14 protein-coding genes are annotated in these 15035 nt (G+C 58.4%); 10 read left to right on the top strand and 4 right to left on the bottom strand.

Translation table 11 applies throughout. The annotated features are described in order from the left end of the window. The first annotated feature begins 21 nt into the window (after positions 1 to 21). Genes AB1805_14065 through AB1805_14055 form a run of 3 tightly spaced genes read left to right on the top strand, consistent with a single transcriptional unit; the run spans position 22 to position 2413 of the window. Positions 22 to 1251: a lipoprotein-releasing ABC transporter permease subunit gene (locus AB1805_14065; GenBank protein ID MEW5746552.1), complete on the top strand. Its 1230-nt coding sequence runs from the start codon at positions 22 to 24 to the stop codon at positions 1249 to 1251. Beyond that, positions 1251 to 1670 carry a hypothetical protein gene (locus AB1805_14060; protein ID MEW5746551.1) on the top strand — a complete coding sequence of 140 codons (420 nt, stop codon included), beginning with the start codon at positions 1251 to 1253 and terminating at the stop codon, positions 1668 to 1670. The genes AB1805_14065 and AB1805_14060 overlap by 1 nt, the downstream gene beginning before the upstream one ends. Further along, complete coding sequence (locus AB1805_14055; GenBank protein ID MEW5746550.1) at positions 1670 to 2413, top strand: ABC transporter ATP-binding protein; 744 nt, start codon at positions 1670 to 1672, stop codon at positions 2411 to 2413. Before AB1805_14060 ends, AB1805_14055 begins: the two co-directional genes overlap by 1 nt. A 20-nt stretch (positions 2414 to 2433) precedes the next feature. Here AB1805_14055 and AB1805_14050 read toward each other — a convergent pair whose 3' ends face one another. Beyond that, positions 2434 to 3261: an HAD-IIB family hydrolase gene (locus tag AB1805_14050; GenBank protein ID MEW5746549.1), complete on the bottom strand. Its 828-nt coding sequence runs from the start codon at positions 3259 to 3261 to the stop codon at positions 2434 to 2436. A 249-nt stretch (positions 3262 to 3510) separates the two neighbouring features. Here AB1805_14050 and thrS point away from each other — a divergent pair, with 249 nt between their 5' ends. From thrS to pheT, 6 genes are all read left to right on the top strand, one after another. Continuing rightward, complete coding sequence (gene thrS / locus AB1805_14045; protein ID MEW5746548.1) at positions 3511 to 5316, top strand: threonine--tRNA ligase; 1806 nt, start codon at positions 3511 to 3513, stop codon at positions 5314 to 5316. Between the two features lie 63 nt (positions 5317 to 5379). Then, complete coding sequence (gene infC / locus AB1805_14040) at positions 5380 to 5895, top strand: translation initiation factor IF-3 (protein MEW5746547.1); 516 nt, start codon at positions 5380 to 5382, stop codon at positions 5893 to 5895. 50 nt (positions 5896 to 5945) lie between these two features. Next, positions 5946 to 6146, top strand: a complete 201-nt coding sequence (rpmI, locus tag AB1805_14035; GenBank protein MEW5746546.1) for a 50S ribosomal protein L35 — start codon at positions 5946 to 5948, stop codon at positions 6144 to 6146. 274 nt (positions 6147 to 6420) lie between these two features. Further along, positions 6421 to 6774 (top strand): 50S ribosomal protein L20, encoded by a 354-nt coding sequence (rplT, locus tag AB1805_14030; GenBank protein MEW5746545.1) that lies wholly within the window; start codon positions 6421 to 6423, stop codon positions 6772 to 6774. Positions 6775 to 6851: 77 nt separating this feature from the next. Beyond that, complete coding sequence (gene pheS / locus AB1805_14025; protein MEW5746544.1) at positions 6852 to 7859, top strand: phenylalanine--tRNA ligase subunit alpha; 1008 nt, start codon at positions 6852 to 6854, stop codon at positions 7857 to 7859. Positions 7860 to 8016: 157 nt separating this feature from the next. After that, entirely contained in the window at positions 8017 to 10134 is a 2118-nt protein-coding gene (pheT, locus tag AB1805_14020) for a phenylalanine--tRNA ligase subunit beta (protein ID MEW5746543.1), read from the top strand. 61 nt (positions 10135 to 10195) lie between these two features. Here the strand turns inward: pheT and AB1805_14015 are convergent, their stop codons facing one another. From AB1805_14015 to AB1805_14005, 3 genes are all read right to left on the bottom strand, one after another. After that, positions 10196 to 10402 (bottom strand): heavy-metal-associated domain-containing protein, encoded by a 207-nt coding sequence (locus AB1805_14015; GenBank protein MEW5746542.1) that lies wholly within the window; start codon positions 10400 to 10402, stop codon positions 10196 to 10198. Positions 10403 to 10554: 152 nt separating this feature from the next. After that, the gene (locus tag AB1805_14010) at positions 10555 to 13242 is read right to left on the bottom strand and encodes an ATP-binding protein (GenBank protein MEW5746541.1); all 2688 of its coding nucleotides are present in this window, start codon (positions 13240 to 13242) and stop codon (positions 10555 to 10557) included. Further along, complete coding sequence (locus AB1805_14005; GenBank protein MEW5746540.1) at positions 13239 to 14006, bottom strand: PhnD/SsuA/transferrin family substrate-binding protein; 768 nt, start codon at positions 14004 to 14006, stop codon at positions 13239 to 13241. The genes AB1805_14010 and AB1805_14005 overlap by 4 nt, the downstream gene beginning before the upstream one ends. Before the next feature lie 251 nt (positions 14007 to 14257). On the opposite strand from AB1805_14005, the gene AB1805_14000 reads away from it, so the two are divergent. After that, the gene (locus AB1805_14000) at positions 14258 to 15019 is read left to right on the top strand and encodes a GntR family transcriptional regulator (protein ID MEW5746539.1); all 762 of its coding nucleotides are present in this window, start codon (positions 14258 to 14260) and stop codon (positions 15017 to 15019) included. The last annotated feature ends 16 nt before the right edge of the window (positions 15020 to 15035 follow it).

Raw genomic sequence — 15035 nt, 5'->3', positions numbered from 1 at the left:
GCTATCCTTTATCATAGAACTATGAACCTGTCCTATTCGCTGTTCATCGCCCTGCGCTATCTCAAGTCGAAAAAGAAGCATAAGGGCATATCGTTCAACGCGATCATCTCGATCAGCGGCGTTGCCGTCGGGGTGATGGCGCTCCTCGTCGTCCTCTCGGTGATGAGCGGCTTCCACGAGGACCTCCAGAAGAAGATCCTCGGGGCCAACGCCCATGCGGTGGTGCTCAACTACCGGGGTGCGATCGCCGATTACCAGGAGGTGCTCTCGAAGCTGAAGGACGAGCCGCATGTCACTTCGGTCTCGCCCTTTGTCATGGGACAGGTTATGGTCTCTTCCGGCAAGAGGGCGCACGGCGTCTTCATGCGGGGCATACAGCTCCAGTCCGAAGCAAAGACGACCGATATCCTGGGACATATCAAGGAGGGGAGCATCGAGGATCTCGCGAAGAGAGGCGACCTGCCCTGGATCGTCATAGGAAAGGAGCTGGCGTCGATGATCGGCGCCATGGTCGGCGATACGATCAATGTCATTTCCCCGGTGGGCGAAGTAGGGCCCCTCGGCATGCTCCCGAAGGTGAAGCAGTTCAGGGTAGGGGCGATCTTCGAGGTGGGGATGTTCGAGTACGACACCAGTCTCGTGCTCACGGATATGAAGGCGGCCCAGGAGTTCTTCGGCTACGGCGATACCGTCTCGGGGATCGAGCTCCGGCTCGACGACATCTACCGTGCGCCGGAGGTGCGCACCTCGGTAACCAGCGCATTGGGCTTCCCCTTCTATGCGAAGGACTGGATGCAGATGAACAAGAACCTCTTCTCGGCGCTGAAGCTCGAGAAGTTCGCCATGTTCGTCATCCTGATCCTCATCGTGCTCGTCGCCTCGTTCAATATCGTCAGCACGCTTATGATGAATGTGATGGAGAAGCAGCGGGAGATAGCCATCCTGAAGGCGATGGGCGCCACCAACCGGGGCGTCATGCTGGTCTTCGTGTTCCAGGGGCTCTTCATAGGTATCATCGGTACGACGATCGGCATAGCGGGCGGCTACGCGCTCGGCGTGGTGCTCAACAATTACGAGATCATCAAGCTCCCCGCCGATGTGTATTACCTGAGCAAGCTGCCGGTGAAGATGAAATTCATCGACTTTCTCGTCGTCTCGGTCTCGGCGGTGACGATCAGCTTTCTCTCGACGCTCTATCCGTCCTACCATGCGGCAAAGCTCAATCCGGTCGAGCCGTTGAGGTACGAGTGATGTGCGGGCTGGTTAAACGGGTCCTCTGCTTCGCGATAGTCGGCGGCATCGCCTTCGTGGCACTTGCCCTCTGGAGCGGCGGGGAGAGGTTCCGCTGGTTCGGGGAGAAGACAGGAGGCGCGATTCAGAAGAGCACCGAAGAACTCGGCGAGCGCGCGGACGCGATCAAAGGGAAGAGGGACGCTACCGAGAAGAAGCTCAAGGAGTGGACCGGAAAGGCCGAAGAGGCGATTGAGGGAAAGAAGACCGACGAGCGCCGGCATGCCGATGACCCCTCCCCGAAAAAGAAGAGCGCGAAGGCCGGGGGGCAATCCGGTGATGCCGCTGCCGAAGAGAAGTCTTTCATAGCGACACTCCGCTCCTGGTGGCAGAAGATCGCCGGACTAGCGAAGGATTTGAAAAAGGAAGACGCACGGTGATGGGCGAGCTTATACGCATAGAGGGGCTCAAGAAGTCCTTTGTTACTCCCGCCGGAACGCTTTCTGTCCTGAAGGGCATCGATACGGTGTTCCGTGAGGGAGAGATGGTCAGTATCGTGGGCATGTCCGGCGCCGGGAAGAGCACCTTTCTTCATATCCTCGGAACCCTGGACCGGCCTACGGCAGGGGCCGTTCTCTACAAGCAGGCGCATTCAGGGGCCGCTGCGCAGAGCGAGGCCGGCGCCTACATCGATCCCTTCTCTCTCGACGACACCGCGCTCGCGATATTCAGGAACAGGATGATCGGCTTCGTCTTCCAGTTCCACTACCTTTTGCCGGAGTTCAGCGCTCTCGAGAATGTCGTCATGCCCGGGCTGATCGCGCAGGCCCAGGGCAATCGCACCGCCTCCCGGAAAGAGCATCTCGATAAAGCGGAAGCCCTCCTCCGGGAGCTCGGGCTCTATGAGCGGCGCTTCCACAAACCGGGAGAGCTCTCGGGAGGCGAACAGCAGCGGGTAGCCGTTGCCCGTGCGCTCCTCCTCGACCCCCGGGTGATCCTCGCCGACGAACCGACCGGGAATCTCGATTCAGCAACCGGTGAAGAGCTCTTCAAGCTCCTCCTCGACGTCAACGAGCGCAGCGGCGTGACGTTCATTATCGTCACGCACAACGAATCGCTCTCCCGGCGGTGCCACCGGACGCTCGAGATGCGCGACGGCAGGCTCGCGAACCGGCAGCCGTAGAGCTGCTGACCGGGCTTCTCTCAGTTCCGGATATCCAGGCTCTCGAGGATACTCATAACCGCTCTGTTCCATCCTTCCGGTCCCGCTCCCTCGGCCCGCAGTAAGCCCGGAACCGCAATCCGGGAATCATAGCTTCCGTCCGGCTTCCGGACCACGACCGGGCAATCGACCCGTTCGAGCATCGGGAGGTCGTTGGGGCTGTCGCCGAGGGCGACCGTGAAGAGCTGGCCGTACTGGCGGGCGTAGAGCGCCCCGAGGAGCGCTACCGCTTTCCCCTTATCGCTCTTGCCGAGGAGATGAAAGAACGCTCCCTTCGTGGTAGAGAGCCCTTTCGAGGCTACGGCGCGATTGAGCGCTTCCTCGTCGAGGGGGCCTTCGGCAACGAAGGGCTCATCGAACTCCCGCTCTTGAGCCATCGCCGCTTCGCCGGCAGTGAGCCCGGTGAGCGCCGCCACCTCGGCTGCCGTCATATCGCCGAAGCCTCTCAGGGCGAATCCCCCGGCACGGAGCTCCCCTATCGCCCTGCGGAGGTCGCGGTAGGACGCCCCGAGCCGCAGCAGCAGGTACGGGCCGCTCTCTTCCGGCGGGGGGGATATCGCGAGCGTTTCGGGGGTGAAATAGTACCGGGGGATGAAGACGCCGCCGCCGTTTTCGGCTATGAACGGGTGGTCGTTATAGAGCAGCTCCCGGTAGTGCTCGATCTCTCTCCTTGTTTTGCTCGAGCAGATAACGAGAGGTATGTTCCTTTGACGGAGGAGGGTCAGGGCCGGCACGGCACGCTCGAAGGAGTAGGAGCGGGCGTCCAGCAGGGTGCCGTCGAGATCGGTAAAGATGACAGGATGTTTCATGAGCGCCGTTTAGAATAATTGTAGGATATTTGCTAGAATAAATACAGCTGCGCCCGGTCTGCCGGAGCTCGCCGGAACGGGCGCAGCTCTTTATTGATTTTATTGAAGTAACCACTAGAGATCGGTTATGATAAAAGCCGACTTTTTTGAGGAGGAGCAGCCATTAAACTCATATTGCCCGACGGCACGCATAAAGACGCTGACGTATCGGACCTGGGACGGTACATAGATTCATCCAAGGCGGTTGCCGTGAGAATCAACGGCGACCTGAGGGGCCTCGCCTCTCTCGACTCCCCTGCGCCGCAGGATACGGTAGAGCTGGTCACCTTCGATTCGAAGCCGGGAAAAGATATCTACCGGCACAGCACGTCGCATATCATGGCGCATGCGGTCAAGGAGCTCTTCCCCGAAGTGAAGATGGCCATAGGCCCTTCCACGGAGGAGGGGTTCTACTACGATTTCGACAGGGCCACCCCTTTCACGCCTGAGGACCTCGAGAAGATCGAGAAGAAGATGAAGGAGATCGTCAAGAAGAACGCTCCGTTCGTCAAGAAAGAGCTCTCCCGCAGCGAGGCGATCGAATTTTTCAGGAGCAGGGGCGAGCAGTACAAGGTGGAGCTGCTCGAAGAGATTCCGGACGAGACGGTGTCGCTCTTCGAGGAGGACGGGTTTGTCGACCTCTGCAGGGGGCCGCACCTCCCGAAGACCGGAAGGGTGAGGGCCTTCAAGCTCCTGAGCATCGCCGGCGCCTATTGGCGGGGCGATGAAAAGAACAAGATGCTCCAGAGGATCTACGGCACTGCCTTCGAGACGAAAGAGGAGCTCAAGGCCTACCTCGACTTTCTCGAGGAGATAAAGCGGCGCGACCACCGGAGGCTCGGCAAGGAGCTCGACCTCTTCAGCATCAACGAGGAGATCGGCCCCGGGCTCATCCTGTGGCATCCCAACGGCGCGATCATCCGGAAGACGATCGAGGACTTCTGGAGGAACGAGCACGAAAAGGCGGACTACAAGATCCTCTTCACCCCGCATATAGCCCGGCTCCATCTCTGGGAGACGAGCGGCCACTGGAACTTCTACCGCGACAGCATGTATTCGCCCATGGAAGTGGAAGAGGTCGCGTATGAGCTGAAGCCGATGAACTGCCCCTTTCACATCGCGATCTACAAGAACGCCCTGAGGAGCTACCGTGACCTCCCCCTGCGGTTCGCCGAGCTCGGCACGGTCTACCGGTTCGAACGCTCGGGAACGCTCCACGGGCTCATGCGCGTGAGGGGCTTTACGCAGGACGATGCGCATATCTTCTGCCGGGAGGACCAGATCGAGGAGGAGATCCTGAACATCCTCGACTTTACCCTCTTCGTTCTCAAGACCTTCGGCTTCTCGGCGTACGATATCTATCTCTCGACCCGGCCGGAAAAGTACGTGGGGAGCCTCGAAAACTGGGATCGTGCGACGAACGCGCTGAAGCAGGCGCTCGAGAAAAAGGGACTCGCCTATGAGGTCGACCCGGGCGAAGGGGTTTTTTACGGCCCGAAGATCGACATAAAGATAAAAGATGTCCTGAACCGGTCGTGGCAGTGCAGCACGATCCAGGTCGATTTCAACCTCCCCGAGCGGTTCGATACCGTCTACCGGGGGAGCGACGGCAAGGAGCACCGGCCGATCATGATCCACCGTGCGCTGATGGGCTCGCTGGAGCGGTTCTTCGGGGTGCTCATAGAGCATTACGCGGGAGTGTTCCCCCTCTGGCTCTCCCCCGTCCAGGTGGCGGTCCTGACGATCGCCGAACGGCACGACGGCTATGCCCGAGAGGTCCATACGGCGCTGCGCCGGGCCGGCATACGCTCGGAGCTCGACCTGGATAACGAGAAAATAGGGTACAAGATACGCCAGGCCACCATGAAGAAAGTGCCGTACTTGGTTATAATAGGGGATAAAGAATCGGCCGAACGGAACGTAACGGTGCGGAAGCGGTCCGGGGAGAATACCGGTCCATTTACAACAGACGAGTTTATAGCGATAATAAGAAAAGAAATAGACGCCCGTTCGTGAACGGCGCTCTGCCAGAGCAATTGCCCGATATGCCTCCCCTGGAGGCAATTATATTATGGAGGTGTGAACATAAGCAAAGATATCAGAGTCAACCAGGAAATCAGGACCAGAGAGGTGCGGCTCATCGGCGAGGAGGGCGAACAGCTCGGCGTCGTTCCCATTCAGGAGGCGCTCCGGCTCTCGAGAGAGCGCGGGTACGATCTCGTCGAGGTGGCGCCGAACGCATCACCGCCGGTCTGCAGGGTGATGGACTTCGGCAAGTACAAGTACCAGATGAGCAAGAAGCACTCCGCGCGCAAGACCATAGACGTCAAGGAGATGAAGATACGTCCGCAGATCGGCGAGCATGACCTCGAGCTGAAGGTGAAGAACATCAGACGGTTCCTGGAAGACGGGGATAAGGCGAAGGTCCTGATGTATTTCCGGGGAAGAGAGATCGTCCGGCCCGAGATAGGAATGAAGGTCTTCGGAAAGATCATCGAGCTTCTTAACGCATCCGAGCTGAAGTTCAACATAGAGCAACAGCCGAAGCTCGAAGGCAACCACATCACCATGGTCGTTGCCCCGAGCAGCAAGTGATACGGAGAGCATAAAGCGCAGTCATAGAGGAGAAAGGAGGAGAAACCGTCATGCCGAAACTCAAGACCCACCGCGGCGCTGCCAAACGATTCAAGGTAACGGGCAGCGGCAAGATAAAGAGGAACAAGGCGTACAAGAGTCACCTTTTGACCGGGAAGGCTTCCAAGCGCACCCGGAACCTGAGAAAAGGAACCCTTGTGCCCGAGGCACAGTTCGACAATGTCAAGAAGCTGCTGCCGTATATGTTCTAGACGGCCCTGAGCTGTTCGCAGTCTCCCCGTCTCCGCACATTGTCCGCTTTCGGAAGAACGCATTGAGCTCCCCTGCGGTCCTGCCGCAGGGAATCCAATGCGGCAGAAGTATGCTCGCGATCGGTACGGGAGACTTGACGTGCGCTGCGCCGATTTTTTAAAATGTAAGCTCTTCTATTTTAAAGGGAAGTTTTTGGCGCAACGGTAGAGAGAGCTCGGAAGTGCCGGGAATAGAGCGCGTTACTGCGTTTAAGGATAGCAAAAGGAGGAGATCATGCCGAGGGCAAAAGGTGGCTTCAAGACAAAACGATATCACAAGAAGGTCGTCGCGAGAGCGAAGGGGTACTACGGTGCGCGAAGCCGGCTCTACAAGGTTGCCGCTCAGGCGGTCGATAAGGCGCTCGTTGCAGCATACAAGGACAGGAAATTCAAAAAGCGCGAATACAGGGCTCTCTGGATCGCCCGTATCAATGCCGCGGTCCGTTCGCTCGATATGACTTACAGCCAGTTCATGAACGGACTTAAAAAGGCGAATATCTCGATGAACAGGAAAGCCCTGGCTGACCTGGCCTATCACGACTTCAAGAGCTTCAGCGAGCTCGTCAAGCAAGTCGCGCAGCACAAGTAGAAGGACGCATCAGATGACGGAGCGGCAGGCGCCCGGCATACGCCGGCTTCTGCCGCTTCTCCTTGACAACACGTATCATGATAGATGATCTGAAAAAAGCGTTTCACCGTGATGCAGCGTCCGCTGCCACAACCGACGATATCGCCCGGCTCAGGGTCAAGTACCTCGGTAAGAAGGGCGTCATCACTGCACAATTGAAATCACTGTCGTCGCTCTCCCCTGAAGAGCGTCCGCTTTTCGGCAAGCAGATCAACGACCTGAAGCAGCTTATCGAGACCGAGCTCGACGCCCGCGAGGCGGACCTGAAAAGAGAGGAGCTCCGGACGCAGCTTCTGAAAGAAGCGGTCGACGTTACGCTGCCGGGAAAGTTCACCCCCTTCGGCAGGGAGCATCCCCTGAGCAGGACGCTCGACGAGATCGTCGCTATCTTCGTCAGGATGGGATTCAGCGTCGAAGAGGGCCCCGAGGTCGAGCTCGACTACTATAATTTCGAGGCCTTGAATTTCCCGAAAGAGCATCCCGCCAGGGATATGCAGGACACCTTCTTCGTGAGCAGCGATATCGTGCTGCGCACGCATACCTCACCGGTCCAGGTCCGCGGCATGGAGAAGCGGAAGCCGCCGGTCAGGTTCATCGCTCCGGGGAAGGTCTACCGGTGCGATGCCGATATTACGCACTCACCCATGTTTCACCAGGTCGAAGGGCTTATGGTGGACCGGGATATCACGTTCAGCAATCTTAAGGGCATTCTCGAGATCTTTCTCCGCCAGATGTTCGGCCCCGACACGCCGGTCCGCTTCAGGCCGAGCTTCTTCCCCTTCACCGAGCCCTCCGCCGAGGTGGACATCGGCTGCATCCTCTGCAGCAGCGCCGGATGCCGTGTCTGCAAGGGAACGGGCTGGCTCGAAGTGCTCGGCGCAGGCATGGTCAACCCCGCGGTCTTCGACTATGTAGGCTATGACACGGAAGAGTACACCGGGTTTGCCTTCGGCATGGGCGTCGAGCGCCTGGCCCTGCTGAAGTACTCCATCGACGATATACGGCTCTTTTTCGAGAACGATATAAGATTCTTGAAGCAGTTTTGACAAATGCAGGTCTCCAGGTTCGAATATCGAAATTCTAAACAGTTTCGAACGGCCCGAAATCAGAACGAGGAGTGTCTGCTCCGTTGAAGAGCGTGGTTAGTGCATTGCTTTTGTTTCGTGGTTAAGGCTTCGAATTCAGGACTTGCCCGGAGAGTGTATGCGTATTTCCCTTGATTGGCTGAAAGAGTTCATTCCCCTTACCGCTGACGCGGATGAGATCGCCCACCGGCTGACGATGCTCGGCCTCGAAATAGAGGCTGTCGAGCGGGTCGACGGCGATGCGATCTTCGAGGTGAACGTGACGCCCAACAGGCCGGACTGCCTCAGCGTCGTGGGTATTGCGCGTGAGCTTTCCGCCGCCTACGACATGGAGCTGACCATCCCCGAGCATGACATCATGGCGGAACCGGGGGAGCTCGACTTCAATGTCGATATCCTGGACGTCGATCTCTGCCACCGCTATGCCGGGAGGATCGTCAGAAACCTCACCATAGGGGAATCCCCCGACTGGCTGAAACGCCGCCTCGAGAAGTGCGGCCTGAGGGCGATCAACAACGTCGTCGATGTGACGAATTATGTGCTCCTCGAGCTCGGCCATCCTCTCCATGCCTTCGACCTCGCGACGCTCAAGGGCCACCGCATTCGCGTCGCGACGCCCGCAACGGCCATGGGGAAGGGCGCGACGGCGAAATTGACCACACTCGACGGCGTCGAGCGCGAGATCCCGGGGGACGCCCTGCTCATATGGGACGCGGTTCGGCCGGTGGCAGTGGCCGGCGTTATGGGCGGGCAGGAGACCGAGGTGAGCGGGACGACCGTGGATATCTTCATCGAGAGCGCGTATTTCGATCCGGTCTCGGTGCGGAAGACCTCGAAGACGCTGGGGCTCAAGACCGAGGCGTCGTACCGCTTCGAGCGGGGCACGGATATCAAGATGCTCAAGAAGGCCCTCGACAGGACCGCCTATCTCATGAAAGAGGTCGCCGACGGGATGATCTACGGCAAGATCGATATCTATCCCCGGAAGCATGTCCCTGCGGAGATATCCCTTTCGGCCGATAAGGTCAACAGGGTCCTGGGACTGTCGCTGTCGACAACCGAGATGGTCGCCTCGCTCGAGAAGCTGGGATTCTCCATTGAGGAGTCAGGGGGCCTCATGTCGGTGCGTCCTCCCGTCTACCGGGGCGACGTGAAGAGGGATGCGGATATCATCGAGGAGGTTGCCCGGACCTGCGGCTATGAGCGCATCCCCGCGGTCCTGCCGAAAGCGACCCTCGGCATCTCCGATGCTGCCAGTGAGCGCCTCGTTGAGGGTGAGGGAGCGACCGGGAAGAGGTTCTACGAGAGGGCGCTCCACGAAGTGAAGCAGTCGTTGCTGAAGACCGGTTTCACCGAGGTGATCAACCTCAGCTTCATGGGCGAGCAGGACCTCGATCTTCTGGGAATCGCCGCCCCGGACCGGCGGAGGAAGTGCGTCCGTATAAAGAATCCCTTGCGGACCGAGGAATCGTTGCTCCGTACTACGCTCGTCCCCTCCCTGCTGCGGAACATGGCGCATAACGCCTCCCACGGCAACAGGGACTTCAGGCTGTTCGAGCTCTCCCGTGTCTTTGTCGCAGGGGCCGACGGCACGCTTCCGCTCGAGCGGCATCATGGCGCCGCTCTGCTCTACCGTGAAAAGACCAAGTCCCTTTACCGGGAGGAGACGCAGGAGTTCTTCGTCGTCAAGGGAGCTGTCGAGGCGCTCTTCGATGACCTGAAGATTCGTGAATACACCTTCGTCAGGTCTGCCGAACCCTTTCTCCATCCGGGACAGGCGGCCGATATCATGATAGAGGGGAGCAAAGTCGGGTATATCGGGACGCTCTCTCCGGTGGTGCGGGACGCGCTCGAGATCAAGGCGCAGAAGCCCGCTGTCGTCGTGATGGAGCTCGATATCGACCTGCTCCTGCCCTTCACGGTACAGATGCTGAAGTACCGTCCCCTGCCGCGGTTCCCGTATATCGAACGCGATACGGCGCTCATTGTCGATGCCGGCCTCGAGGCCGCAGCGGTTCTGGACTGGCTGCGGTCCTATCCTGCGGACCTGATCGAAGAGGTCGCTCTCTTCGATGTGTACCAGGGCAAGAATATTCCTGAAGGAAAGAAGAGCATCGCCTTTACCGTACGGTATCGGGCAGCGGACCGGACCCTCACCGACGAAGAGATCGATCCCGTGCACACTGCCCTCGTCGCCTACATCACTGATAAAACGAAAGGCGCCTTACGCTCGTAGTCCATGCTGCGATGTTTTTTTGGAGGCTCTAAGCTGATCGCTGATAGCTGATAGCTGAATACTACGAGCGGATGACTTTATATCCTGCTTTTTCGATGGCTGCTTCGATCTCCTCTTTTTTTACCGTGCCTTCGTCATACGTCACCACCGCGCTCCCTACGGCGACATCCGACTTCGTCACTCCTGCAACGGCATCGATCGCTTTCTTCGTTCTCATAACGCAGTGCTGGCAGCTCATGCCCTCGATCTTTATGGTCGCTTCGGCCATGGTAACCCTCCCGGAGAATAGAGAAGTCTCTAACGAAATGAAAGAGCTTGGAGTCTGCCTCGTCCGACTCCCTTCCTCATTACGTCAGATCCTCTAAATAATAATATTATCTTAGCTCAAGGGACAGCGTTTATCAATTGAAACGGAGTCGGTCAGCTTCCGAGGACGGTCCTGACGGTTCTGGCGAGGGAGATGCGGGTGAAGGGTTTCTGGATGAAGGACTGCGCGCCGCTCTTGAGCAGCGTATCGATGCCGGCAAAGCCGTTGTAGCTGTAGCCTGAGCAGAGCACGACCTTGACGGAGGGATTGATAGTCCTCAGCGTCTGGAAGACCTCATTGCCGCCCATCCCCGGCATGATCATGTCGAGGATGACGAGCGCCACGTCGTCCTGGTTCTGCCTGAAGAGGCTTATCCCCTCACTGCCGTTTCCTGCGGTGAGCACCGTGTACCCGAGGGGGACGAGCAGGTCCCTGCAGAGCTCCCTGATATGGGCCTCGTCATCGATGACGAGCACGGTCCCCGAACCCCGGAGGTCCTCTGCCTCGTAGAGCTGCTCCACTTCCCGCTCACGGGTGACCGGCAGATAGAGGGTGAACCGCGTCCCTTTGCCGGGCTCGCTGTAGAGGTTGATGTAACCGCCGTGGTTGCTCGTGACCGAATGGACGATATAGAGGCCGAGGCCCGTCCCTTGCCCCGTGGCCTTGGTGGTGAAGAAGGGATCGAATATCTTTCGCTGTGTATCTTTATCCATACCTGTGCCGGTGTCGGAGACCGATATCTTGATGAAGCCGGCCTGCTCCGACGGCAGCACCGCGGCAGCGCCGTTTTCGGCGCCCACGAGCGCGGTCTCGATGATCAGGACGCCCCCCTGGGGCATCGCATCCCGTGCATTCACGGCGAGGTTCATGATGACCTGCTGCATCTGTGAGGGGTCCGCCTTTATCAGCGGAATATCCTTCGCGAGTGTCACCACCATGTCGATGTTTTTGGGGAAGCTGCGCTGGAGCAGCTCCATGCAGCTGCTGATGATCTCGTTTACCTGGAGCGGCTTCGTCTCGAGCTTCTCCTTCCTCGATATCGTAAGTATCTTCCGGGCGAGATCGGCTCCTCGTTCGGCGGCATGGTGAATGATCGACGCCGGCTTGAAGAAGGGATCCCCCTCCTTTGCCGTGTGCAGTATGATTTCCGAGTACCCGAGAATGGCGGTGAGGAGATTGTTGAAATCGTGGGCGATGCCGCCGGCGAGAGTGCCGATCGCCTCCATCTTCTGGGCGCGCAGAAGCTGCTCGTAGAGCCGCTTCTCCTGGGTAACGTCCCGCTGGATCGAGGCGTAGTTTGGGCCCCCTTCCGTCTGAATGGGGAAGATAACGGCGGACGTATGGTAGATATCCCCGCTCTTCTTCCTGTTGACGAATTCTCCCTTCCAGATGTTGCCTGCCCTGATGCCGCTCCAGAGCTCCCGGTAGAACGTCTCGTCGTGAAACCCGCTGTGGAGGATGCTGGTGTCCTTGCCCAGCACCTCCTTTGCCTCATAGCCCGTCACCTGCTCGAAGGCCGGATTCACATAGGTGATGGCGCCGTCGGTATTGGTGATCATGATGATATCGAAGGCCGAGTCGATCACGTCCTTGAAGCGCTTCAGCTGCGCCAGGCCTTCGGACTTATTCAGCGCGACCGAGGCATCCGCAGCGATCGCCGCGAGTATGTTCTCGTCGTCATCCGTAAATCCCCCTTCCTTGTTGATGAAGAGGAGCGTGCCGAGGGCCTTCCCGGTATCGGAGAGGAGGGGATGGGAGAGGAGATGGCGCAGCGGCAGCGGTCCCCCGGGAGGCGTCCCTGCCGGGAGGGAGCTGTCCGGGAAGCCGTTCATGCGCTGGGGCAGCAGGGAGAGCTGCGGAAAGGCGGGGACGTCTCCGCTCAGGGAGAATCCCTCTGCGTCGGCGGGGCAGTTCCCCCTCGTGATGAGCCTCTTTACCTCACCGGTATCGGTGAAGAGGACCAGTGCCGCGCATTCGGCATCGATGAGGGTATGCGCACTGTCGATGACCAGCTCGAGGAGCGTCTCCGTCTCCGAGAACTCGTTGAGCGAGAGGGCGATGCTGTGCAGTGTCTGGCACTGCTCGGTCTTTTTCGAGAGTTTCCTGAACGCCTCGTTGGTGGCCGAAGCGATGGTATCGAGCTCGGCGATGCCGGTTGTCCTGATCGCGCTGCCGTCCCTGATATCGGCGGTGATGGCCTGAATGGGCCGCCGCAGGTTCCGGTTGAGCACGAAGGCGATGCTGACCAGCATGAGAAGAGAGCCTATGCCGATGAGGGGGACCAGGAGAACGGTGTTTTTATTGTACGACAGGAGCGTTTTCGGCGACGAGACCGTGACGACCATCCATTGCCATGCAGGGAACTCCAGGGCATACCCTTGCAGGTGCGAGCCGCCCTCATCGACATGGAAGCCTCCCGGCTTTGCCGCGGGGGGGGCCAGCTGAGCGAGGGGAAGGTCCTTATGGGAGGAGACGACGACCGCCCCTTTCGTATCCAGGACAAATCCTTTGAGATTGTTCCGCGCCCAGTAGGAGAGAATCTCTTCGATGACTATGCCCTTCTTGGCCTCGACGACGATCTCGTTGTCGAGGAGGTGCGCGGAGACCAGCTCGGTGACGGTCCTGTCGAGAATACGCTGCACCTCGCGGGAGTGCATCAGCGTCCCAAACGCATGATAGTCCTCGAGGATGCCGGTTATTATGCTCTCCGCGAAGAAGAGCATGCAGAGGGCAACGAGCGCGATGAAGAGAAGAGAGGGGACAAGGATCTTGAAGACCAGGCTGTTCTTTGCAATCCTCATTGACGGTACCGGTTGTCCAGCTCCTGTATGCGTGCTATGTCACGGAGAAAGGTCGCAGGCGGTTTCATGAAGCCGTACCTGATCTCTTCGTCCCATTCGCCCGTAATCTTCTTATCGGCTTTACGGGAGCGCGGCTTGAGCCTGAGGAGCGCCGTCGAAAACGCCTCGGCAATTTCCGGTCCGGTATTCGGCGCAGTGCAGAAGACGAAGTTGGGGAGCGGTTCGGAGATCTTGAGCTTCCTGAGATTGAGCTTTTTGAATTTCTCGTAGAGGCTCTCTTTGACCCCCGCGGCATCTGCCTCGTGCCTGATGAGCGCATCGACGATCCTGTCCTGGCTTGTGTAATAGACGGGCGTGATCTCCTCGAGAGCGATGCCCTCGTCCTCCAGCATCTTCAGGGGAAGCACATACGATGCAGTGGAATGCTTGTACAGGGCGAATCTCTTCCCCCGGACATCGCCGATGGTTTCGATCGAGGTGCGGGCGGTTACAATGACGGAGTGGTAGTAGGGTTTGCCGTTTTTGCCGATCGCCACCAGGAGGGGCCGGGCGCCGCACTGCGTGCTGGCGCGTCCGAAGGGGACCGGGCCGAGAAAGGCGATGTCGATCTCGCCGGAGCATATGCCGTTGATGATCGCGTTGTGGCTATTGAAGAGCTTCAGCTTCCATTGAAGGGCTGTTGTCTCATTGAGGTAGCGTACGAGCGGCGAGTAGGAGCGCCAGATGGATTCGGGTGTGTAGAAAGGGACGATCCCTATATGCACGCTTGTAGTGTCTGCTCTCTCTTCAGAAAAGGACAGAGGGCAAAGGAGCAGCACTGCTGCAGCTGCCAGGAGTGCGCAGAGGAGCGTCCTTCTCACCATGACGATGAATTTACCTTAAATGCATAAAAAAATCAATGAAAATAGCCGCTGCTGCTGTATTGCAGAGCCTTTTATACAGGTATCACCATTATTAATAGCGGAAAAGAGCGAATTTCCTTGACTTGATAAGGTCATTATAATATCATGTCGTCATGATGCAAAATGAAACATTTCCGCTTCACAACAAAGCAGTCGACCGGTTCAACCAGGAGAAGCTCTATATCCAGCTCACGAGGATATTTCTCGACGAAATCCACTCGGGGACATGGGAGCTCGGCCGGCAGATCCCGACAGAAGAGGAGCTCTGCAAACGCTATAACGTAAGCAAGATTACAGTCAGGCAGGCGATTAACAACCTCGTTGCCGACGGCTATCTTATGAAGGTGCAGGGCAAGGGGACCTTCGTCCATTCTGTCCTGCCGGGCGTCGGGCTCGCGATGAGGACGCGCCTGACGGAAGACATGTTCGGAGAGGAGGTGAGGGTCGAGAAAGAGGTGCTTTTTAAAGAGATTCGCGAAGGCCTTCGCGATGCGCAGCACTATCTCAAGACTGATGATAGAATATATCACGTCCTCTGCAGGCGCATGGTGGGGGGCGAGGCGGCATACCTGGAGGAATCGTTCATTCCCCAGGAAATGCTCCCCGATATCGCGCTGGTGGATATGAAGAACAGCTCGCTGTACGCGGTGCTGCAGGAAAAGGGCGTAAAAAAGATATTTAAAGTCATACAGACCATAGAGGTCGCCCAGGCGTCGGGAGACGCTGCCCGCTACCTCGATCTCGCCGAGGGCGTTCCCGTGCTGGTGGTCCACCGTCTCATGCTCAGCTCGGACGGCACGCCGGTGGCGTATACGCGGTTCCTCGGCAGGAGCGACCGCTACAAGTTTCAGACGGACTTCGAGAGGATACGATAAAACCATACTATGGAGG

It is taken from the genome of Nitrospirota bacterium, from assembly GCA_040752355.1.
GTDB lineage: Bacteria > Nitrospirota > Thermodesulfovibrionia > Thermodesulfovibrionales > Dissulfurispiraceae > JBFMCP01.
This window is presented reverse-complemented; position numbering and strand designations above follow the sequence as displayed.

Coding starts and splice junctions, on each gene's coding strand:
- AB1805_14065 (MEW5746552.1), top strand. CDS start 22: ATGAACCTGTCCTATTCGCTGTTCATCGCCCTGCGCTATCTCAAGTCG.
- AB1805_14060 (MEW5746551.1), top strand. CDS start 1,251: ATGTGCGGGCTGGTTAAACGGGTCCTCTGCTTCGCGATAGTCGGCGGC.
- AB1805_14055 (MEW5746550.1), top strand. CDS start 1,670: ATGGGCGAGCTTATACGCATAGAGGGGCTCAAGAAGTCCTTTGTTACT.
- AB1805_14050 (MEW5746549.1), bottom strand. CDS start 3,261: ATGAAACATCCTGTCATCTTTACCGATCTCGACGGCACCCTGCTGGAC.
- rpmI (MEW5746546.1), top strand. CDS start 5,946: ATGCCGAAACTCAAGACCCACCGCGGCGCTGCCAAACGATTCAAGGTA.
- rplT (MEW5746545.1), top strand. CDS start 6,421: ATGCCGAGGGCAAAAGGTGGCTTCAAGACAAAACGATATCACAAGAAG.
- pheS (MEW5746544.1), top strand. CDS start 6,852: ATGATAGATGATCTGAAAAAAGCGTTTCACCGTGATGCAGCGTCCGCT.
- pheT (MEW5746543.1), top strand. CDS start 8,017: ATGCGTATTTCCCTTGATTGGCTGAAAGAGTTCATTCCCCTTACCGCT.
- AB1805_14015 (MEW5746542.1), bottom strand. CDS start 10,402: ATGGCCGAAGCGACCATAAAGATCGAGGGCATGAGCTGCCAGCACTGC.
- AB1805_14010 (MEW5746541.1), bottom strand. CDS start 13,242: ATGAGGATTGCAAAGAACAGCCTGGTCTTCAAGATCCTTGTCCCCTCT.
- AB1805_14000 (MEW5746539.1), top strand. CDS start 14,258: ATGATGCAAAATGAAACATTTCCGCTTCACAACAAAGCAGTCGACCGG.